This is a genomic window from Streptomyces luteireticuli, from assembly GCF_041519305.1.
Taxonomy (GTDB): Bacteria; Actinomycetota; Actinomycetes; order Streptomycetales; family Streptomycetaceae; genus Streptomyces; species Streptomyces luteireticuli.
Map to the genome: position 1 here is coordinate 4,537,654 of NZ_CP167927.1, position 20,152 is coordinate 4,557,805.

General features: G+C 73.5%; 15 protein-coding genes, 1 tRNA gene and 1 other RNA gene. 9 read left to right on the forward strand and 8 right to left on the reverse strand.

All coding sequences use genetic code 11. The features are described 5' to 3' along the window. Window positions 1–127: 127 nt before the first annotated feature. Both AB8735_RS20205 and AB8735_RS20210 read left to right on the forward strand, forming a co-directional pair. Complete coding sequence (locus AB8735_RS20205; protein WP_372408687.1) at window positions 128–1,546, forward strand: serine hydrolase domain-containing protein; 1,419 nt, start codon at window positions 128–130, stop codon at window positions 1,544–1,546. Between the two features lie 291 nt (window positions 1,547–1,837). Beyond that, on the forward strand, window positions 1,838–3,787 hold the full coding sequence (locus AB8735_RS20210) for a M6 family metalloprotease domain-containing protein (RefSeq protein ID WP_372408688.1): 1,950 nt from the start codon (window positions 1,838–1,840) through the stop codon (window positions 3,785–3,787). Window positions 3,788–3,850: 63 nt separating this feature from the next. Here the strand turns inward: AB8735_RS20210 and AB8735_RS20215 are convergent, their stop codons facing one another. The 4 genes from AB8735_RS20215 to AB8735_RS20230 all read right to left on the reverse strand — a co-directional run bounded on the left by AB8735_RS20215 (window position 3,851) and on the right by AB8735_RS20230 (window position 8,687). Further along, window positions 3,851–4,240, reverse strand: coding sequence for a hypothetical protein (locus AB8735_RS20215; protein WP_344019217.1), 390 nt, complete (start codon window positions 4,238–4,240; stop codon window positions 3,851–3,853). Between the two features lie 217 nt (window positions 4,241–4,457). Next, on the reverse strand, window positions 4,458–6,716 hold the full coding sequence (locus AB8735_RS20220) for a heavy metal translocating P-type ATPase (protein ID WP_372408689.1): 2,259 nt from the start codon (window positions 6,714–6,716) through the stop codon (window positions 4,458–4,460). Window positions 6,717–6,861: 145 nt separating this feature from the next. Further along, window positions 6,862–7,089 carry a heavy-metal-associated domain-containing protein gene (locus AB8735_RS20225; protein WP_344019222.1) on the reverse strand — a complete coding sequence of 76 codons (228 nt, stop codon included), beginning with the start codon at window positions 7,087–7,089 and terminating at the stop codon, window positions 6,862–6,864. A gap of 185 nt (window positions 7,090–7,274) precedes the next feature. Next, complete coding sequence (locus AB8735_RS20230; protein ID WP_372408690.1) at window positions 7,275–8,687, reverse strand: acyltransferase domain-containing protein; 1,413 nt, start codon at window positions 8,685–8,687, stop codon at window positions 7,275–7,277. Window positions 8,688–9,153: 466 nt separating this feature from the next. Here AB8735_RS20230 and AB8735_RS20235 point away from each other — a divergent pair, with 466 nt between their 5' ends. The 4 genes from AB8735_RS20235 (at window position 9,154) to AB8735_RS20250 (ending at window position 13,155) form a co-directional block, all read left to right on the forward strand. Then, the gene (locus tag AB8735_RS20235) at window positions 9,154–10,119 is read left to right on the forward strand and encodes a LysR family transcriptional regulator (RefSeq protein ID WP_344019227.1); all 966 of its coding nucleotides are present in this window, start codon (window positions 9,154–9,156) and stop codon (window positions 10,117–10,119) included. Between the two features lie 69 nt (window positions 10,120–10,188). Beyond that, entirely contained in the window at window positions 10,189–10,587 is a 399-nt protein-coding gene (locus tag AB8735_RS20240) for a hypothetical protein (protein WP_372408691.1), read from the forward strand. 172 nt (window positions 10,588–10,759) lie between these two features. Then, window positions 10,760–11,899, forward strand: coding sequence for a PLP-dependent cysteine synthase family protein (locus AB8735_RS20245; protein WP_372408692.1), 1,140 nt, complete (start codon window positions 10,760–10,762; stop codon window positions 11,897–11,899). Next, window positions 11,896–13,155 (forward strand): MFS transporter, encoded by a 1,260-nt coding sequence (locus tag AB8735_RS20250; protein WP_372408693.1) that lies wholly within the window; start codon window positions 11,896–11,898, stop codon window positions 13,153–13,155. The genes AB8735_RS20245 and AB8735_RS20250 overlap by 4 nt, the downstream gene beginning before the upstream one ends. Here the strand turns inward: AB8735_RS20250 and AB8735_RS20255 are convergent. The 4 genes from AB8735_RS20255 to AB8735_RS20270 form a co-directional block, all read right to left on the reverse strand. Beyond that, complete coding sequence (locus AB8735_RS20255; protein WP_344019235.1) at window positions 13,152–14,204, reverse strand: sensor histidine kinase; 1,053 nt, start codon at window positions 14,202–14,204, stop codon at window positions 13,152–13,154. The genes AB8735_RS20250 and AB8735_RS20255 overlap by 4 nt on opposite strands. After that, a complete protein-coding gene (locus tag AB8735_RS20260) occupies window positions 14,197–14,823 on the reverse strand; it encodes a response regulator transcription factor (RefSeq protein ID WP_344019238.1) in 627 nt (208 codons plus the stop codon). Before AB8735_RS20260 ends, AB8735_RS20255 begins: the two co-directional genes overlap by 8 nt. 878 nt (window positions 14,824–15,701) lie before the next feature. Then, entirely contained in the window at window positions 15,702–16,823 is a 1,122-nt protein-coding gene (locus AB8735_RS20265; protein WP_372408694.1) for a PP2C family protein-serine/threonine phosphatase, read from the reverse strand. Between the two features lie 144 nt (window positions 16,824–16,967). Next, a tRNA-Ser gene (locus AB8735_RS20270) sits at window positions 16,968–17,055 on the reverse strand. 100 nt (window positions 17,056–17,155) lie between these two features. Here AB8735_RS20270 and ffs point away from each other — a divergent pair. The 3 genes from ffs to AB8735_RS20285 all read left to right on the forward strand — a co-directional run bounded on the left by ffs (window position 17,156) and on the right by AB8735_RS20285 (window position 20,136). Continuing rightward, window positions 17,156–17,250: signal recognition particle sRNA small type (gene ffs / locus AB8735_RS20275), an RNA gene on the forward strand. 87 nt (window positions 17,251–17,337) lie between these two features. Continuing rightward, window positions 17,338–19,536, forward strand: coding sequence for a DNA polymerase III subunit gamma and tau (locus AB8735_RS20280; protein WP_372408695.1), 2,199 nt, complete (start codon window positions 17,338–17,340; stop codon window positions 19,534–19,536). A 243-nt stretch (window positions 19,537–19,779) separates the two neighbouring features. Next, window positions 19,780–20,136 carry a YbaB/EbfC family nucleoid-associated protein gene (locus AB8735_RS20285; protein ID WP_372408696.1) on the forward strand — a complete coding sequence of 119 codons (357 nt, stop codon included), beginning with the start codon at window positions 19,780–19,782 and terminating at the stop codon, window positions 20,134–20,136. The last annotated feature ends 16 nt before the right edge of the window (window positions 20,137–20,152 follow it).

The following is a 20,152-nucleotide window of genomic DNA, read 5'->3' on the forward strand; positions in this document are numbered from 1 at the left end:
TCTCGCGCTCAGGATACCCATCGATCCGCACGCTGTACGCCCTTGCGCACACCGTGCGGAAGTCCGTACAGTGTTCGGAGTCAGGCCGGTCCGACGGGGACCGAGCCGCTCACGACGGGGGGACGTCATGCCCAGCAACCTCACGACCGCGTTCGACACCGCACGCTGGCAGGCGCGGCTGGACGCGCTCCGCGCCGAGCACCGGGTTCCCGGAGCGTCGCTGGCGGTGCTCGTCGGCGGGACGGTGCACGAGCTGGCGAGCGGGGTGCTGCACCGGGGCACGGGGGTGGAGGCGACCACCGACTCGGTGTTCCAGCTCGGTTCGATCGCCAAGATCTACACGGCGACGCTGGTGATGCAGCTCGCCGAGGCCGGCGAGCTGGACCTGGACGCGCCGGTGACCGACGTCCTGCCCGACTTCTCGGTGGCCGACCCCGAGGCCGTCCAGGGCATCACGGTTCGCCGGCTGCTCAGCCACACCAGCGGACTGACCTGCGACTTCACCCTCGACACTGGCCGGGGTGACGACTGCCTGGCCCGCTATGTCGAGGCCGCCAAGGGCGTCGCCCTCGACTGCCCGCCCGGGACGGCCCTCTCCTACAGCGGCATCGGGTACAACGTGCTGGGCCGCATCATCGAGGTGCTCACGGGGCTCACCTGGGACGAGGCGCTGAAGCAGCGCCTGTTCGAACCGCTGGGCCTGGAGCGGACGATGACGCTCCCCGAGGAGGCCCTGCGGTTCCGCGTCGCGATGGGGCACCTGGGAGAGCCGGGCCAGGACCCCGAGCCGGCCCCCGCGTGGGATCTGATGCCGCGCTCGGCCGGTCCGTACGGCCGGGTCATCGCCAGTGCCGGTGACATCGTCCGGTTCGCCCGGATGCACCTCGACGGCGGGGTGGCGCCGGACGGCGCCCCGGTGCTCGCCCCCGGCACGGTGGCCGCCATGCAGCGGCGCGAGGCCGACTGCCCGGACAAGTGGTCGGTCAGCGCGGACGGCTGGGGCCTGGGCTGGAGCCTCTACGACTGGAACGGGGTGCGGGGCTACGGCCACGACGGCGCCTCGATAGGTCAGTACGCCTATCTGCGCGTGGCGCCGGAGGCGGGTGTGGCCATAGCCCTGACCACCAACGGCGGCGGTGCGCGCCTGCTCTACGCGGAGCTCTTCCGGGAGTTGCTCGACGAACTGGCCGGGGTCCGGATGCCGGACGCCTTCGCACCCCCGGCCGTGCCGCCGGCCGTGGAGCTCGCGCCCTTCGCCGGCACCTACACCCGTGCGGGCGTCGTCATCACCATCAGCGAACACGACGGCGCGGGGCGCCTGGTGTACGAGTTCGTGGACGGGATGAAGGACTTCTCCCCGCCGATTGAGGCCGAGCTGGTGCCGGTGTCCCGGGCGGTGTCGGGGACGACGACGGAGACGGTGTTCGCCGCGTCGGGGGTGGGTGCGGCCTTCAGCGAGGACTGGATGCCGGTGGTCTTCACCACCATGGCCGACGGAAGCCACTACTGCTGCATAGGGATGCGGGCGGCGCCCAAGGCGGCGTGAGCCGTCGCGGCAGGGGCCGCCCGGGTGGTGGGGCGGCCGGGGGTGTTGCCAAGTGAGGCCGTGTCGAGGGGGTTTGGCGGCGGCGTGAGGGTTCGCCGGGCCGCTCCGGGAGGACTCGTGCACCCTCTGGCGCCCCGCCAGTCCCTCGCCCTACCGTGACCGCGGTGGGCGCTCCCACCGAACGGCTTGCCACGTCCCCCATCCGACCAGAGGTGAGTCTTGTTCCCCCAACGTCACACGAGACCCGGCCGGTTACGGCGAATACGTGTTGTCCTCGGTCTCCTCGGCATCGTGGCCGCCGCGGCCACCGGACCCGCGCTGGCGACGGACGGCGACGCCGCCCGGCCCCGGCAGCCCCTCGTCCGGCCCATCGACCCGCAGCACTGGCGCAACCCCGACGACATGACCTGGGCCGAGTACCGGTCGGTGCCCGGGACCCGCTGGGCCGATCCGGCGGTGAAGCCCACGAAGCGGATGTTCAAGGGCGCGCTGGTGCTCCTCGACTATCCCGACGAGGAGTTCTCGGTCAGCAAGCCGCCGGGGGCCGGGAAGTTCGGCAACCCGCAGCCCACCGCGTCCAATGTGCCCCGGAAGCAACTGGCATCGTTCTACCGGGACTTCCTCAACAAGCCCGGGACGCTCAACCACGGTCACACCATCAACGAGTACTGGATGGAGGACTCGGGAGGGCGCGTCGGGGTCGACCTGACCTCCTTCGGCGTGTACCGGATGCCGTGGAAGTCCTACCAGTACGGCATCGAGCCGGGGATGAACCCGGGGGCCTGTCCCGTCGGCGACAGCTGCGGGAAGGACATCCGGGCCGACGGCAAGCGTGCCTGGACCGCCGATGTGGGGGCGGAGAGGACGAAGAAGTTCGACTTCGTCTTCTACCTCACCGCGGGGGTGGACGAGTCGTCGGCCTGGCAGGAGTTCGGGCAGATGAAGTTCCGTTCGGCCGGGGACGTGCCGGCCGCCTGGGGCCCGCCCTCGCCCCTCGCCTCGGGGAGCAACGCGGCCGCGACGCGGTACGTGCCGTGGACGTCCTGGCAGGCGGCTGCCCGTATCTGGCCCAACGCCGAGAACGGCTCCTCCACGCAGGCGGAGAGCTCGGGCATGGCCACCTTCGCCCATGAGCTCAGCCACATCCTGGGCATAGGCGACAACTACAACAATCCCTACGGCACGCCGTTGAGCCGCAGTTACACCGGCATCTGGGGCATGCTCTCGCGCGGCTCGTTCAACGGTCCGGGCGGTCCGCACACCCGGTGGATGATCCCCGCCACGGCGGGCGGTTCGATGGGCGCCCAGCATGTGCTCCGGGACAAGATGAAGCTCGGCATCGTCGACGACAAGAACGTGCTGAGGCTCGACCGGGACGCGCTGAAGAAGTCCGGCACGGTCGTCGCCCGGGTGACCGCGCGGTCGGCGCCGCCCGGTGAGAAGGGGCTGACCGGCGTCAACATCAGCATGGGCCGCGACCTCTCCCCGGCCTGCGACCGCACCAAGGACCCGCTGTGCGACGGCGGCGGCTACGACAACTACACCGTCGAGGTCGTCGACCGGATGGGGATGGACTCGTTCACCCCGGACAGCGGCGTCCTGATCGGCAAGACCAAGAACGCGGACCGGGCGCCGTTCGCCTGGGTGGTCGACGCGCACCCCGAGGACATCGGGCTGACCGACTTCGTCCGCCCCGACGGCACCCCGCAGAAGATCACCATGGGGGACTACCGGCAGCTCAGCGACGCGCTGTTCCACGCGGGGGCCGATTCCGGCAGCTCGTACGAGTACGAGGACAAGGCCAACCGGCTCCACTTCTACATACTCGACGTCCGGCGCGACGCGTCCGGGATCCTCTCCTACAGCGTGGGCGTCAAGTCCCTCGACGGGAAGGGTCCGCAGGCGCGGGGCGTCGCCCTGAAGGACGGTGCGCCGAAGGGGCGTCCGGCCGACGGGCGGGCCGTGTGCACCTTCACCCTCGCCAACACCGGACGGGCCGCGGGTGCCGATCCGTACACCGCGTCCGATGTCTACCGGCTGTCGGCCTCGGCGTCCGGCCGGGGCTGGTCCGCATGGCTGCCCAACCGGCTGGCCACCGCACGCGCGGGTGCCTCGGTCCCGGTCGACGTCGCCGTGGCGGCGAAGCCGGGTGCCGACCGGCACGGCAGGGTGACGCTCACCGCCCGTTCGGAGAGCGACCCGAGTCGCACGGCGCGGGCCACGTGCTCGCTGCGCGGCTGAGGATGAGCGGGTGTCGCCGGTCCGTCGCGACGGACCGGCGACACAACGCCTGTGCAGCAGTGGTTACTTCCACGCCTTGTGCGCGGTGTCCCACTTCTGCCAGTGGCCGTTGTGGAGGCGCTTCCAGCAGTGGGCGTGCTCGTCCCACTGGGCGTAGACCCGGGCGTCGGCGTCCCAGCGCTGCCACACCTTGTGGTGGGCGTCCCAGCGGTCCGCCTTCTTGTCGACGCCCTTCTCCCAGCCCAGGTGCTTGCCCTTGTCCTTGCCCTGGCCGTGGTCCTTGCCCTGCTCCATGCCATGGGCCTCGACGGCCTTGTGCAGAGGGGCGACCGCGGGCTTGCCCGGGTGGACCGGGTCCGCGGAGGCCGCGCTCCCGGCGGCCGCGGCGGCCCCGGTCAGCAGCGCGGCGGAGGCGGCGATGAGGGCGGCGCGCCGCATTCCTGCGTGAGACATGAGGGTTCTCCTGGATCAGGGCTTCCGGGGAAGTTCCTTCTCCGGAAGCCGAGTTCTCGGTACGCAGCGCATCCTTGCGTGAAGGCCGGGGCGTTGGGGGAATTCGAGGCCCGGGTTCCTCCGTCCGGATGATGTGACAGGTACGGCGGTAGGAACGGCGGGCGCCAGGGTGACGGTGGGGGCTCGCCGGGGGTACGGATCCCCGCGGCGGACCGGTTCACCTGAAGGAGCGCAGCCGGAGGCTGTTGGTGACGACGAAGACCGACGAGAACGCCATCGCCGCGCCCGCGATCATCGGGTTGAGCAGGCCCAGCGCCGCCAGCGGCAGTGCGGCGACGTTGTAGCCGAAGGCCCAGAAGAGGTTGCCCTTGATGGTGCCGAGGGTGCGGCGCGAGAGGCGGATCGCGTCGGCGGCCACCAGCAGGTCGCCGCGGACGAGGGTGAGGTCGCTCGCCTCGATGGCGGCGTCCGTGCCGGTGCCCATCGCGAGGCCGAGGTCGGCGGTGGCGAGGGCGGCGGCGTCGTTGACCCCGTCACCGACCATGGCGACCGTGCGTCCCTCGCCCTGGAGGCGCCGCACGACGTCGGCCTTGTCCTGCGGGAGGACCTCGGCGATCACCTCGTCGATGCCCACCTCGCGGGCGACGGACTCGGCGACGGCCCGGTTGTCGCCGGTGAGCAGGATGGGCGTCAGGCCGAGACGGCGCAGTTCGGCGACGGCCCGGGCGCTGGTGTCCTTGACCGCGTCGGCGACCGTGATGACGCCGCGCGCCGCGCCGTCCCAGGCGACGGCGACCGCCGTGCGGCCGTCGGCCTCGGCGGCGGCCTTCGCGGCGGCGAGGCCGTCGGGGAGGGGGATGGACCAGTCGGCGAGCAGCTGCTCCCGGCCGACGAGCACGGCGTGGCCGTCCACGACGCCCTGGACGCCGAGCCCGGCGACGTTCTCGAAGCTCTCGGGCGCGGGGAGCGGTCCGGTGCGCTCCATGGCGCCGTCGGCGATGGCGCGGGCGATGGGGTGCTCCGAGGCGTGCTCCAACGCGCCGGCCAGCCGCAGCAGTTCGGCCTCCTCCGTGCCCGGGGCGGTGACGACGTCCCGCAGCCCCATCCTGCCCGTGGTGACGGTCCCGGTCTTGTCGAGGACGATGGTGTCCACGCGCCGGGTGGACTCCAGGACCTCGGGGCCCTTGATGAGGATGCCGAGCTGGGCGCCGCGCCCGGTGCCGACCATCAGCGCGGTCGGGGTGGCCAGGCCCAGGGCGCAGGGGCAGGCGATGATCAGGACGGCCACGGCGGCGGTGAACGCGGCGGCGGTGTCGCCCGTCGCGAACAGCCAGGTCAGCAGGGTGCCGAGGGCGATCAGCAGGACGACGGGGACGAATATCCCGGAGATGCGGTCGGCCAGCCGCTGGACGGCGGCCTTGCCGTTCTGCGCGTCCTCGACCAGCCGTGCCATACGGGCGAGTTGGGTGTCGGAGCCGATCCGGGTGGCCTCCACCACCAGCCGGCCGGAGGTGTTGACGGTGGCGCCGGTGACGGCGTCGCCCACGGTCACGTCGACGGGCACGGACTCGCCGGTCAGCAGGGCGGCGTCCACGGCCGAGCTGCCCTCGGTCACGGTGCCGTCGGTGGCGATCTTCTCCCCGGGGCGGACGACGAACCGGTCGCCGACCGCCAACTCCGCGACAGGTACGCGTACTTCGCGCCCGCCCCGCAGGACCGCCACGTCCTTGGCGCCCAGCTCCAGCAGGGCGTGCAGGGCGGCGCCCGCCTTCCGCCGGGAGCGGGTCTCCAGGTAGCGCCCGGCGAGGATGAAGGTGGTCACCCCGGCCGCGGCCTCCAGATAGATGGAGGACGAACCGTCGCTGCGCGAGACCGTGAGGTCGAAGCCGTGGCGCATGCCGGGCATGCCCGCGTGAACGAGGAACAGCGCCCACAGCGACCAGCCCAGGGCGGCGAGCGTGCCCATCGAGACCAGGGTGTCCATGGTGGCGGTGGCGTGCCGGGCGTTGGTCCAGGCGGCCTTGTGGAAGGGGAACGCCCCCCACACGACGACCGGTCCGGCCAGCGTCAGCGAGAGCCACTGCCAGTTGTCGAACTGCAGCGCCGGGACCATCGCCAGCAGCACCACCGGCAGCGACAGCGCGAAGGACATCCACAGCCGCTGCCGCAGCCCGTCGGTCTCGTCGCCCGCCGCCTCCTTCCCGCCCGTCGCCGGTTCCGGCGCCGCGGGCGGGGCCGGCTCCTGCGCGGTGTAGCCGGTCTTCTCCACGGTGGCGATCAGGTCGGCGACCGTGACGTCCGCGCCATAGGTGACCTTGGCCTTCTCGGTGGCGAAGTTGACGGTGGCGCTGACACCGTCCATGCGGTTGAGCTTCTTCTCGACGCGAGCCGCGCACGAGGCGCAGGTCATGCCGCCGATGGAGAGCTCGACGTCGGTGGCCGGTCCCGTGGGCGTGCCGAGGGCGCTGCTGGTCATGGGGTTCTCCCGGGAGGAGGGCCGGGGCCGTACGGCGGCCATATCAGTGGGGCGGTACGGCCCGGCGGGGTGCGGGGTGTTGCCTCGGGCCCGGTGCTTCGGGCCTCGGCCTCGGGGCTGCGGCCTCGGGCTTCGGGCCTCGGCCTCAGGCGCGGCCGACGAGCTCGTAGCCGGCCTCGTCCACGGCGGCACGGACGGCCTCGTCGTCCAGCGGGGCGGCGGAGACGACGGTGACGGTCCCGTCGGCCGCCACGGCCGTGACGGAGGTGACGCCGGTGATCGCGGAGACCTCCTCGGTGACCGCGCCCTCGCAGTGGCCGCAGGTCATGCCGGTCACTCGGTACACGGTGGTGGTGCTGGGCTGAGACGTCATGGCTGCTTCCTCGGATCGTGGTGCGCGGGGGCGTGCGGTGCCTTCCACGCATCCCACGGTATACCCCCCAGGGGTATCAGGAAAGGGTGGGTGGGAACACGGAAGCGGGTGGCCACCCCGAGGGGGCGGCCACCCGCTTCGTACTGCGGTGGCGGGACGCTCTGCGCGGCGCCGGGCGGGGAGCGTCAGGACGGTCCGCGGCTCCCCCGGCGCAGGGCGTCGAAGTCCACGGCCGCGCCCCGCGCCCACAGCGCGCCGACGCCGGCCAGCAGCGCGCCCGTCCGGGACGCGGCCTCGGCGGGGTGCGCGGTGAGGTGGACGACGGCCTGCCGGGCGCCGTACCCGGGGTGCCGGCGGGCCAGCGCCGAGAGCGTCCGGCCCGGGCCGACGTCGGCCAGCGACCGCGCGGGTCCGGCGAAGAGGGTGGAGAGCGCCTCGCCGAACCGGACGGGCGCGCGCAGGTGCCGGGTCCAGTACGCGACGGAGCGCAGCTCCTCCGGACCGGCCCACCGTCCGGTGGTGTCCGAGAGGACGGGCAGCACGGGCCGCTCGCGCCCCAGCGTTCCCACGAACCCGGCGAACCGGTCACTGATCCGCTCGACCACCGGCGAGTGCCCCACCGCGTCGACCCTCAGCAGCCGCGTCTCGACGCCCCGGCCGCCGAGCTCCTCGGCGAACCGGGCGACCGACTCGGCCGGTCCCACGACGGTGCACCAGCCGGGTCCGTTCACCGCCGCGACGGACAGCTCCGGCGGCAGCCGGCGGACGAGCAGGGCCTCGGGCAGCCGCACGGCCGCCATGGCACCCGCGGGCACCGTCCCGAGCAGCCGGGCGCGCTCGGCGACGAGCCGCATGGCGTCCTGCGGCGCGAACACCCCGGCCACGCAGGCGGCGGCGTACGCGCCGAGGCTGTGCCCGGCCACCGCGCCCGGCCGCACCCCCCAGGACTCCAGCAGCCGCGCGGTCGCGTACTGCACGGCGAAGACGGCCGGCTGCGAGAGCGCGACGGTGGCCAGGCGGGCGGCGGCGAGGGGGCGTCCGGCCTCGGCGGCGGGGAAGAGCGTCTCGCGCAGGTCCAGCCCCAGCGGCCCGGACGCCCACTCGGCGGCGTCGTCCAGGTGCCGGCGGAACTCCGGCTCGTCCCGGTACAGCTCCTCCGCCATGCCCAGGTGCTGGCCGCCCTGGCCGGCGAAGAGGAACACCGGCTCCGCGCCGGCCGGGGATCCCGCCCCGGCGCCCGCCCGCAGTGCCGCCACGGCCCCGTCGGCATCCCGGGCGACGACGAACCTGCGGTGGGCGTGGTGCGTACGGCCGGTCTGGAGCGTCCGTGCCACATGGACCAGATCCGTGCCGGGCCGGCCCTCCAGGCGGCCGGCGAGCCGCAGCACCTCCTCGTCGGCCGCCTCCGGCGTCCGCCCGGAGACCACCAGCAGCTGGTGACGGCCGGGCGGGGAGGAGGGGCGTGCCGGGAGCTCCCGGCGGGGGAGTCGGGCCGGGGTCCGCCGGCCGCCGGGGAGGGGGCCCGGGGCGCGGGGGAACCGTCCCGCCGTTCCGGCGGCGACGAGATCCTCGTACGCCGTCCGTTCCTTGAGCGACATCCGGTGGTCCTCCGAAGTGCCGATGAGGGTGGGGATGGGGATGCTGGTCCTGGACGTGACGCCGCACCCCGCCGATGAGGGGAGCGGAAACGGGCCGGGGCCGCTCGGTGTGGGGGGTGGTGGCACCGTGAGCGGCCCCGGCGGTCTCAGGAGCGGGCGTGGACGTGCGGTCCGCGCCGCGGGGCGCCGGGCCGGAGGGGCGGACCGGCGCCGTCGGGGCCGGGGCGCGCGGGGGCGGATCCGTCGTCCGGCCGACCGGTGATGACGACCACGGCAAACCTCGACATTCGTCCCGGGTGAACGCGTTGCCGCCGCGCGGGACATCCGGTGGCGAACGACTCGTGGAGCGGGCGTCGGACGTGAGTCCGCACGATGAAATCGCGTACGGCGCCTGCCCTTTGACTATGGCCGGTGCGGCACGAAACTGTCCAAGGCTTGTTCAACAAGGACCGCATAACCTTTGGTTATGGCAATGACTCTCCGGCAGCTCCAGTACCTGGTGACGATCGTCGACTCGGGTTCCTTCACCCGCGCCGCCGAGCGGCTGCACGTCTCCCAGCCCGCCCTGTCGCGGCAGCTGCAGAGCCTGGAGCGGTCCTGCGGCGGTCCGCTGGTCGAGCGGGGCGCCCGGCCGGTCCTCCTCACCGCGCTGGGGCGGGCCGTGCTGCCGCACGCCCGGGCGGCCCTCGCCGAGGTGGACCGGGCCGACGCGGCCGCCCGGCGGGTGTCCGGCAACCAGCGCCTGGAACTGCGGGTGGCCACGCTGTACTCGGTCAGCTTCGGGGTGCTGCCCCCGGCCCTCGCCGCGTGGCGGCGCGAGCGGCCGGACGTGCTGCTCTCCCTCACCGAGCAGTTGCACGCGGGCGACGTCCAGGAGGTCATGACGACCGGGGAGGCGGACGTCGCCGTCGGGCCGCCGCCGGTGGACTGGGCGGGGCCGGTCTTCCCGCTGGGCAGCGAGGAGTTCGTGGTCGTCCTCGGGGCCGACGACCCGCTGGTCCGGCGGGCCGGTACGCATCTGCGCCTCACCGAGCTGGCGGGGCGCGAATGGGTCCACTACACGGCGCCGAACGGGCTGGCACGGATCCTCGACTCCGCCTGCGCCAACGCCGGTTTCGAGCCGCGCGTCGCCGTCCAGACGCAGCAGACCGCCACCGCCCTGCAACTGGCCGCCGCGGGGCTGGGACCCACCCTCTTCCCCGCGAACATCGTCCCCGTGGGCCTCACCGGACGCGTCCGTACCCCGGATCCGCCGGTCCACCGCATGCTCACCGCCTACACCCGCAGACACCCGGATGCTCTGACCACCTCCTTCATCGACACCCTCACCCGGCACGCCTGTCTCGTTCCGCCCCACATCCCCTCGGCCGTCGGGCAGTTGGGGAACGTCGTGGAAATCCCGCTGCAACGGAGGGGGAACGGAGGGAATTGATCCGGAGCGGAGGGAGTTGATCCGGTGCACCCGTATCCAGCGCGCCGTTGATCGGTTACCGTGACCGGCGTGACGCCAGGGGCCGTTCCGCTCGTGCCCCGGTCCGCGCCCTCGGTCCGGGTCCTCCTGGCCGTGGTGCTGACCGGGCTGCTGTACGTGCTCTGCTGCGCCCACGGCCAGCCGTCCGCGCAGCAACAGGCCCCGGGCGCCGCCGTCGTCGTCTCCTCCGCCGCGCTGGATTCCCACGGCCACGGCGCCCACACCCACCACTGCGATGGGGAGCCCGAGGCCGGCGCGTCCGCCCCGCGGTCCGTCGCACCGCACCGTCCGGACCACGCCGGTACGCCGGTGTGCGCGCCCGTGGACGGGCCCGGTGCGGGCGGTCCCGCGCCGGGGCCGGAACGGACGCCGGGGCACGGCGTGGACCCCGCGCGCGCCCGTGCGGCACTGGGGGTCTGGCGGGCCTGACCGGACCCGCCCGTACGGCACGCGGCCGCCGCCAGAGCGGCCGTTCCCGCCGTCGCGGCACCGCGTTCCCGGCGTCATTCCCCCGACACCGCGCTCCCGCCCGGCACTTCGCCGTCCCGTGCCGAGTCCCGGGTGAGGTGCGCAGGAGACCCGTGCGATGAACTCTTCCGGTATGCCCCTTTCTTCCCTTCCTGTTGCTCCTGCGGCGCCGTCGCCGGCCCAGGTGCTCACCGCTGCCGTCCGTCCCGCGCAGACCCCGGCCGGTCTGGTGGGCGACACCCCCGTGCTGTGGATCGGCGCCCCCTTCACCGCCCCCGGCCGTGGCTTCTGGGCGAAGCTGGAGGGCCGCAACCCGGGCGGCATCAAGGACCGCACCGCCCTGTACATGACCGCCCGCGCCCGGGAGCGGGGCGATCTGCTGCCCGGGGCGCGGATCGTCGAGTCCACCTCCGGCACCCTGGGGCTGGGCCTCGCCCTGGCCGGGGTCACCTACGGCCACCCCGTGACCGTGGTCACCGATCCCGGCATGGAGCCGCTGATGCGCGGCCTGCTGCGGGCCCACGGCGCCGAGGTCGACGTCGTGCGCGAGCCGCACCCGTCCGGCGGCTGGCAGCAGGCCCGCCGCGAGCGGGTGGACGAGCTCCTCATGACCGCTCCCGACGCCTGGTGCCCGGACCAGTACAACAACCCCGACAACGTCACCGCCTACCGCGGGCTCGCCCACGAGCTGATCGCCCAACTCGGGCGCATCGACGTGCTGGTGGTCAGCGTCGGCACCGGCGGGCACTCGGCCGGTGTCGCCTCCGTCCTGCGCGGATTCCTCCCCCGGCTGAGGGTGGTGGGCGTGGACGCGACGGGCTCCACGATCTTCGGCCAGCCCGCGGCCGCCCGTCTGATGCGTGGACTGGGCAGCAGCATCCACCCCCGCAACGTGGACTATTCGCTCTTCGACGAGGTCCACTGGGTCGCCGCACCGGAGGCCGTCTGGGCCAGCCGCGCCCTGGCCAGGAACCAGTACGCCACGGGCGGCTGGAGCGTCGGCGCGGTGGCCCTCGTCGCCCGCCATCTGGCCGGGGCCCTCCCCGCCGAGACCCGGATCGCCGCCGTCTTCCCCGACGGCCCGCAGCGCTACGTGGGCACCGTCTTCGACGACGCGTACTGCCGCGAGCACCGGCTCCTCGGGCACGTACCGGCCGACGGGCCCGACGAACTGGGCCACCCCGGCGAGCGGACGGTCACCCGCTGGACGCGCTGCACCGCCGTCGCCGACCCGCTGGCCACCGGCCCGGACGCCGTGCGGGCGGGCCGGTGAGGGGCCTCTGGCGCACCACGCGCTCCTTCCCGCCGGTGGTCCGGCTGCTGATGGCCAACCAGTTCGCGATCAACCTGGCCTTCTACATGCTCATGCCCTACCTGGCCGCCCATCTGACCGACGACCTCGGGCTGGCCGCGTGGGCCGTCGGCCTGGTGCTGGGCGTGCGGAACCTCTCGCAGCAGGGCATGTTCCTGGTCGGCGGGATGCTCGCCGACCGTTACGGCTACAAGATCCCGATCATCGCCGGATGTCTGCTGCGCACGGCCGGGTTCGCCGTGCTGGGCTGGGTGGACACCCTGCCCGCCCTGGTGGTGGCCTCGGCCGCCACGGGCTTCGCCGGGGCCCTGTTCAACCCGGCCGTCCGCGCCTACCTGGCGGCGGAGGCGGGGGAGCGGCGCGTCGAGGCGTTCGCCGCCTTCAACGTTTACTACCAGGCCGGGATGCTGCTCGGCCCGCTCGTCGGACTCGCCCTGCTGGCCGCCGACTTCCGCACCGTGTGCACTGTCGCCGCCGCCGTCTTCGCCGTCCTCACCGTCCTCCAGACGAAGGGCATGCCCTCCCGCCGCGGTGCCGCACGGCGGGACGGGGCGCCGGTGCCGTGGCGGACGGTCGTCGCCAACCGCCCGTTCCTGCTCTTCTCGTTGGCCATGACCGGCTCGTACGTGCTCACCTTCCAGGTCTACCTGGCGCTGCCGCTGGCCGTGGGCGGAGCCCTCGGCGCGGAGGGGACGAAGGCGGTCGGCGGCCTCTTCGTCGTCTCGGCGGCGGTGGCCGTGACCGGCCAGCTCCGGCTGACGGGCTGGGCGGGCCGCCGCTGGCGCGGCGACCAGGCCCTGGTCAGGGGCCTGGCCGTGATGGGGCTGGCCTTCGTGCCGCCGGCCCTCGTCCCGGCCGGGTCCGGGCCGCCGGTGCTCGGCGCCCTGCTGCTGACGGTCGTCCTGCTGGCCGTGGGAGGCGCGGTGGTCTACCCGTTCGAGATGGACACCGTGGTCTCCCTCTCCGGCGACCGCCTCGTCGCCACCCACTACGGCCTCTACAACACCGTCTCCGGTCTGGGCATCACCCTCGGCAACCTCGCCACGGGCGCCCTGTGGGACACCGCGCAGCGCCACCACGCCCCGTGGATCGCCTGGACCGCCCTGACGGCGACGGGCCTCGGCTGCGCGGCGGCGGTGCTGGGGCTGTCCCGTACGGGGCGGCTGGGCGCGGCCTCCGGGAGGCGGCCGGTTCCGGTCCGACCCGTCGCCCCCTAGCCGGCGGCAGGCGCCCGGTGCCGTGCGGCCCGGCGGCAGCAGCGCAACGGGAAGTCCGCCCGGACCGTTGTGCCGCCGGTGTCGGCGGAGGCGGCGCGGAAGGTCCCGCCGTACGCCTCGCACCGCCAGCGCATGCCCTTCATCCCGTAGCCCTCGGCCCGCCGCGCGGGCTGCGGCAGGCCGCGGCCGTCGTCCGTGACGGTGACGGTGATGCGGTCGTTGCGGCAGGTCAGGGAGACGGTGACGTGCCGGGCGCCGGCGTGCTTGACGATGTTGTTGAGGGACTCCTGGACGACACGGTAGACGGCCAGGTTGACGCCGTTCTCCGCGGTGGACGCGTGGAACCGTTCGTCCCGGACGTCCACGTCGACGATCAATCCGTTCTCGGCGGCGACGCGTTCGGCGCGGGACGTGATCATCTCGGCCAGGCTCAGCCCGCGGAGCGCGACGGGGCTCACGGTGGCGATGATGCCGCGCAGGACGGCGGTCTGTTCGTCGAGGGTGCGGGACGCCTCCTCCATGGCCGCGCGGAGCCTGTGCGGATCCGTCTCGGCGCGGGCGGCGTCGAGCCGGCGCCGGGCCAGGGCGAGGAACTGGAGGACCTCGTCGTGGAGTTCGCCGGCGATCAGGCCGGCGTGGTGCTCCTGGCGCTCCACCAGCGACCAGGAGGAGCCCTGGCGGATCACGATCTTGGCCTCGGGCCAGGCCGGCACGGCGTAGACCAGGGCCACGGTCAATAAGCCCAGCGCCACCTGGCTCAGTTGGGGGACGGACAGCGTGTGGCCCGCGCCGAGGAGCGCGAAACCGCAGGAGAGCATGGTCAACAGGCAGCGGGCCCGCCACCGTTGGCCGGCCAGGACCGCGAGGACGCCGGTGGACAGGGCGATGGCGGGGGCCGCTATCGTCCGGGCCGGCAGCCGGTCGTCGGCGACGATGTTGGCCGCGTACGACGCGGAGCCGACCAGGGCCATCGCCACGCACACGCCGCCGACGAGGCTCTGCGCGGCGGACCGCCGGTATCCGGGCCGCGCCTCCGGTCCGCTACGCATGGGCCGCGTCGCGGCGCCGCCGGGCGTAGGCGACCAGATCGGCCCGGGTGACCAGGCCCAGCCGGGTGCGCAGCGCTGCCCGGACGCTCTCCACGGTGCGGACGCTGACCGTCAGCCGCGCCGCCACCTCGCGGTTGGTGAACCCGTCGGCCAGCAGCTCCAGGACCTGCCGCTCGCGCGGGGGCAGCTCGCCCTCGCCGCGCAGGGTCTGCGCCAGACAGGCGCCGAGCGAGGGCTGTACGTAGCGGCGCCCGGACGCCACCGTCCGCGCGGCCAGGACGAGTTCGGCCACGGAGCTGTTCTTCAGCAGGTAGCCCGAGGCCCCCGCGGTCAGCGCGCCGCGGACGAGCGCGGGGTCCTCGTACATGCTGTGCACCAGGATCCGCATGCCCGGCGCCGCCAGCAGCAGCCGGGGAATGGCCCGGAGGGCCGAGCCGGACTCCAGCTTCATGTCCAGCATCAGCAGTTCCGGCCGGAGCTCGGCCGCGACGTCGACGGCCTCCCGTTCGCAGGCGGCCTCGCCGACCACGGCGAAACCTTCCGGTTCCAGGAACGCACGGGTCCCGGCCCGTACGGTCGGATGGTCGTCGACCAGGACCAGTCTGACGGGGTCGTCCATTGTCAGCCTCGTACTCCGGAGGCGGCGGCAATGGCAATGCCACAGCCCCTCGTGGAAACTCAAATGCGCCGGATTCAAGCGCGCGTTCACCCTCCGATGTAAGGGACACCTTTGTCAACCGCCCTTGTACGAAGTAGGGCATGGGCATGGCGACTTGGAGGAATTGACGAATCCCCCGCGCCAATGTCCCGCCGCAGGTTCAAGGTTCAACCTGCTGCGGCTAATCCGCAGAAACCTTGCGGACTGCTGCGGATGCCGCGGTTCCGAACGGGCGGTGAAGATCGAGTCGTTCGCAGGAACGCACCGGAAGCGCCACCGCAGGGCGATACCGGTGATCACCAGGAAAGCAGGTGTTCAAGAATGGTTTCGTCCCTCCTCCAGCTCGCCCAGACGCTGGCGACCGACGCGATCAAGTGGTTCCTGAGCTGAGAACTCGAACGCTCCGGACCTGACCCCCCACACCCGCGGCCGGAGAACCACGAGTCCCCCCTCGTCGGGGGTGGCCCCTCATGCCGGAGGGACCACCCCTGCGGATCCCCCCACAAGCAGCGGATCCCCCCACAAGCAGCGGATCCCCCCACTGTCCCCCCACTGTCCCCCCACAAGCAATGGAAAGGAGGGCCGGGAATATGTCGAACTTCCTCGACTTCGCGGTGAACCTGTTCACCGGCGTTGCCAAGCTGTTCCTGGGCTGAGACCTCCCCCTCGGAGATGATCAGTTGCCGGACGGAGCGCGGTTTCTTCCCCCTCGGGCGCTCCTCCGGTTCCGGGTCTCGGTCCATCCGCATTTCCTCGGTTCCGCACCGCGTCCGGTCTCCTGACGCCGTACCGGTGCGAATTCCTGAGCCCGTCGGTCAACTGGCAGGTGGCCGACGGGCTCAGGTGCGTCCGGGCCCGGACGCACCCGCCGCCGTCGCGCCCAGCCGGACCGCGAGGGCGGCGATGTCGTCGTCGAGGCCCCCGCTGCTGTAGCGGAGCAGGTCGCGGTGGAGCAGGTCGAGCAGCTCGCCCGGCCGCGCCGGGTTCTGCCGCCGCATCCAGTCCGGCAGCGGGAAGAACTCGCCGTCGCGGTTGCGGGCCTCGGTGACGCCGTCGGTGTAGAGCAGCAGATGGGCGCCGGGGGAGAAGGCGAAGGTGTCGATGCTGTAGCGGTCGCCGATCAGATCCGCGAGGTTGAGGAGCGGCGAGGGGTCGGTGGGCTCCAGGACGTGGAGTTCCCCGTGGTTCAGGAGCAGCGGCGGAGGATGTCCGCAGTTGAGGATGCCGATGCGGCCGCCCCCGTGCGGGATCTCGGCGATGAGGGCGGTGGCGAAGCTCTCCATCAGCTCCCCGTGCGGGAACGCGGCGCTGTAGCGGGCGCTGCTGGCCTCCAGACGGCGCGCCACGCAGCTCAGCCCGGCCTCGTCGTAGGCCGCCTCCCGGAAGCAGTTGACCATCGCCGCGGCCTGCCCCACGGCCGGCAGGCCCTTGCCCCGCACGTCGCCGATGAGCAGCCGGACCCCGTACCGGGTGTCCACCACCTCGTAGAAGTCGCCGCCGATGCGGGCCTCCGCCGCGGCCGCGAGGTACAGCGACTCGATCTCGATCTCCCCGAAACGGCGCGGCATCGGACTCAGCACCACCTGCTGCGCCGCGTCGGCGACGAGCCGCACCTGGAAGAGCGTCCGCTCCCGCTGCAGCCGCACATGACTTCCGTACGCGGCCGCCACGGTGACCGCGACGATCCCCGCCGCCGTGTACCCCGTCCCCAGGTCGGGGAAGACGATGCCGAGGCCGATCATGAGGAAGAGGCAGACCGTCCCCAGCAGGACCGTGGGGAGCACGGGCCACATCGCCGCCGCGAGGGCGGGCGCCGCGGGCAGCAGCCGGCTGAAGGCCATGCTCCGGGGGGTGGTGTACGCCAGGCTCGCGATGACGACGGTCAGGACCACCGGTGACAGCAGGGTGAGCGGCCCCCGGCCGTGGTGACGACGGAGGCGCGGCCGTCCAGGCGTGATCACATCTCATAGCATATCCGGGCAAAGTGGACGTAGCGCTCTGGTCGGCCGAAGGGGTCGGCTCTCGAAGTTCTTCCTCCGGTGGCGGGGAACGACGAAGGCCCCGACCGTTGAACGGTCGGGGCCTTCAAGTGCCCGGTGAGGCACTGGCGGAGGATACGAGATTCGAACTCGTGAGGGGTTGCCCCCAACACGCTTTCCAAGCGTGCGCCCTAGGCCTCTAGGCGAATCCTCCGCCGCAAACAATACAAGACGCGGAGCAGTGCTCGCGAACCCGCTTCCGAGGGGTGGGGACGGGGGGTCCGGAGGGGCGTGCGGGTGCGCTAGGCTGAGGGCAAGCCCCTCACGTGGCGCTATCTCACCCAACTCCCCCAGGGCCGGAAGGCAGCAAGGGTAAGTGGGCTCTGGCGGGTGCGTGGGGGGCCCTTGTGTTTCCAGGGGGGCCGGAGCGGTCCGGGACCCCGGGGGAAACTGTGATCGAGACCACTTGTCAGTGGGGCCCGATATCGTCGTAGGCGTGTCGTCCCTCGCGCTCTACCGCCGCTACCGTCCCGAATCCTTCGCCGAGGTCATCGGGCAGGAGCATGTCACCGACCCGCTGCAGCAGGCGCTGCGGAACAACCGGGTCAATCACGCGTACCTGTTCAGCGGGCCGCGCGGCTGCGGCAAGACGACCAGCGCGCGCATCCTCGCGCGCTGTCTGAACTGCGAGCAGGGGCCGACGCCCACCCCTTGCGGGGAGTGCCAGTCCTGCCAGGACCTTGCGCGCAACGGGCGCGGTTCGATCGATGTGATCGAGATCGACGCCGCCTCGCACGGTGGTGTGGACGACGCCCGTGAGCTGCGCGAGAAGGCCTTCTTCGGCCCGGCCTCCAGCCGGTACAAGATCTACATCATCGACGAGGCCCACATGGTCACCTCGGCGGGCTTCAACGCCCTGCTGAAGGTGGTCGAGGAGCCGCCGGAGCACCTCAAGTTCATCTTCGCGACGACCGAGCCCGAGAAGGTCATCGGGACGATCCGGTCGCGTACGCACCACTACCCGTTCCGGCTCGTCCCGCCGGGGACGCTCCGGGACTACCTGGGCCAGGTGTGCGGGCAGGAGAAGATCCCTGTCGAGGACGGCGTGCTGCCGCTCGTCGTGCGCGCGGGCGCCGGGTCCGTCCGTGACTCGATGTCCGTGATGGACCAGCTCCTCGCCGGTGCCGCCGAGGACGGTGTGACGTATGCCATGGCCACGTCGCTGCTGGGGTACACGGACGGCTCCCTGCTCGACAGCGTGGTGGACGCGTTCGCCGCCGGGGACGGGGGCGCCGCCTTCGAGGTCGTCGACCGCGTCATCGAGGGCGGGAACGACCCCCGCCGCTTCGTCGCCGACCTGCTGGAGCGGCTGCGCGACCTGGTGATCCTGGCCGCCGTGCCGGACGCCGCCGAGAAGGGGCTCATCGACGCCCCCGCCGACGTCGTCGAGCGGATGCAGGCGCAGGCGTCCGTCTTCGGCGCCGGCGAGCTCAGCCGCGCCGCGGACCTGGTCAACGAGGGCCTGACGGAGATGCGGGGCGCCACCTCGCCCCGGCTCCAGCTGGAGCTGATCTGCGCCCGCGTGCTGCTGCCCGGCGCCTACGACGACGAGCGGTCCATGCGGGCCCGGCTCGACCGGCTGGAGCGCCAGGGCGTCGGCGGGGGGCCCGCCGCGGGCGGGTTCGTCGCCCCGCCGCCGGCCGTGCCGTCCGCCGGGTACGTTCCCGGGCCGCAGGGGCACGACCCGGCCGCGACGCCCGGCCTCTCCGGGCCGGCGGCGGCCCGCGCGGCGGTTTCGTCCACGGCGCAGGAGCCGGCCCCTCCGGCTCCTCAGCAGCCCCAGCCGTCCCCGGCACCCTCTGCGCCCGTCACGCCGCAGCCGCAGCAGGCTCCCGCCGCCGCTCCGGCGCCCGCCGCCCGGCCCGGTGCCTGGCCGTCCGCCGCCGCCCCGGGACAGGGCGGTGCCGCACCCGCGGCGCAGCCGGGGTCCTGGCCCACGGCCGCCCAGCCGGGCGCCCGGCCCGGCGGTGCCCAGGCGCCGCAGCCCACCGCTCCCGCCCCTGCCTCCGCACCCGTGCCCGCCTCCGCCCCGGCTCCCGCCGCGGGTGGCGGTGACGTGGCGCAGGCCCGCCAGATGTGGCCCCAGGTCCTGGAGGCGGTCAAGAACCGCCGCCGCTTCACCTGGATCCTGCTCAGCCAGAACGCCCAGGTCACCGGGTTCGACGGGGCGACCCTCCAGGTCGGCTTCTCCAACGCCGGAGCCCGCGACAGCTTCGCCAACAGCGGCAGCGAGGACGTCCTGCGCCAGGCGCTCCAGGACGCCCTCGGCGTGCAGTGGAAGATCGAGATCGTCGTCGACGCAGGCGGCGGTCCCGCGGGCGGTCCGGGCGGCGGCTTCGGAGGCGGCAGCGGTGGCGGCGGCTTCGCGCCCGTCGCCCCGCCCACGGCCCCGCCGCGGCCGCAGGCGCAGCCCGCCCCCGCGCCCCAGCCGTCCGCCCCGGCGGCGCCCCGGCCCGCCGCGCCCCCGGCCCCCGCGCCGTCCCACCGCGAGCCCGAGCCCCCGCCGGCCGTCGCGCCCGAGGACGACATGCCCGCCGAGGACGACCCCGACCTCGACGAGACCGCTCTCACCGGCCACGACCTGATCGTCCGCGAGCTCGGTGCCACGGTCATCGAGGAGATCGCCAACGAGTAGCGGCCGGGGAGGCCGGGGCGCCCGGGGGGTCCGAGGCCCTTCGGGAGCGCCGCGCTCCCGGGCGCTCCCGTGCTCGCTCCGTCCTTTTCCCCGGGCATGGCGCGCCGCGTCCGGCGACCACGTAGGCTCGGGCTACCGACCCGCGTCGGCCCGGCGGAATCCCCGGATCCCCCGGGAACTCCGGGATCCTCCGGCCCCGGCGCGCCGTCGTACCCGTAGTCGCGAGAGCACAGGAGCGAAGCCGTGATCCCCGGTGGTGGCCAGCCCAACATGCAGCAGCTGCTTCAGCAGGCTCAGAAGATGCAGCAGGACCTCGCCGCAGCCCAGCAGGAGCTCGCGGAGACCCCGGTCGAGGGTTCGGCCGGCGGCGGCCTGGTGAAGGTCACCGTCACCGGTGCCGGCGAGCTCCAGGGCCTGGTCATCGACCCCAAGGCCGTGGACCCGGAGGCTGCGACCCCGGACGAGACGGCCGAGACCCTCGCCGACCTGATCCTCGCCGCCGTCCGCGACGCCAACGCGGCCGCCGCGCAGCTCCAGCAGCAGAAGCTCGGCCCGCTCGCCCAGGGTCTCGGCGGCGGTCTTCCCGGTCTCGGCTTCTAGCAGTTCCGGCAGCATC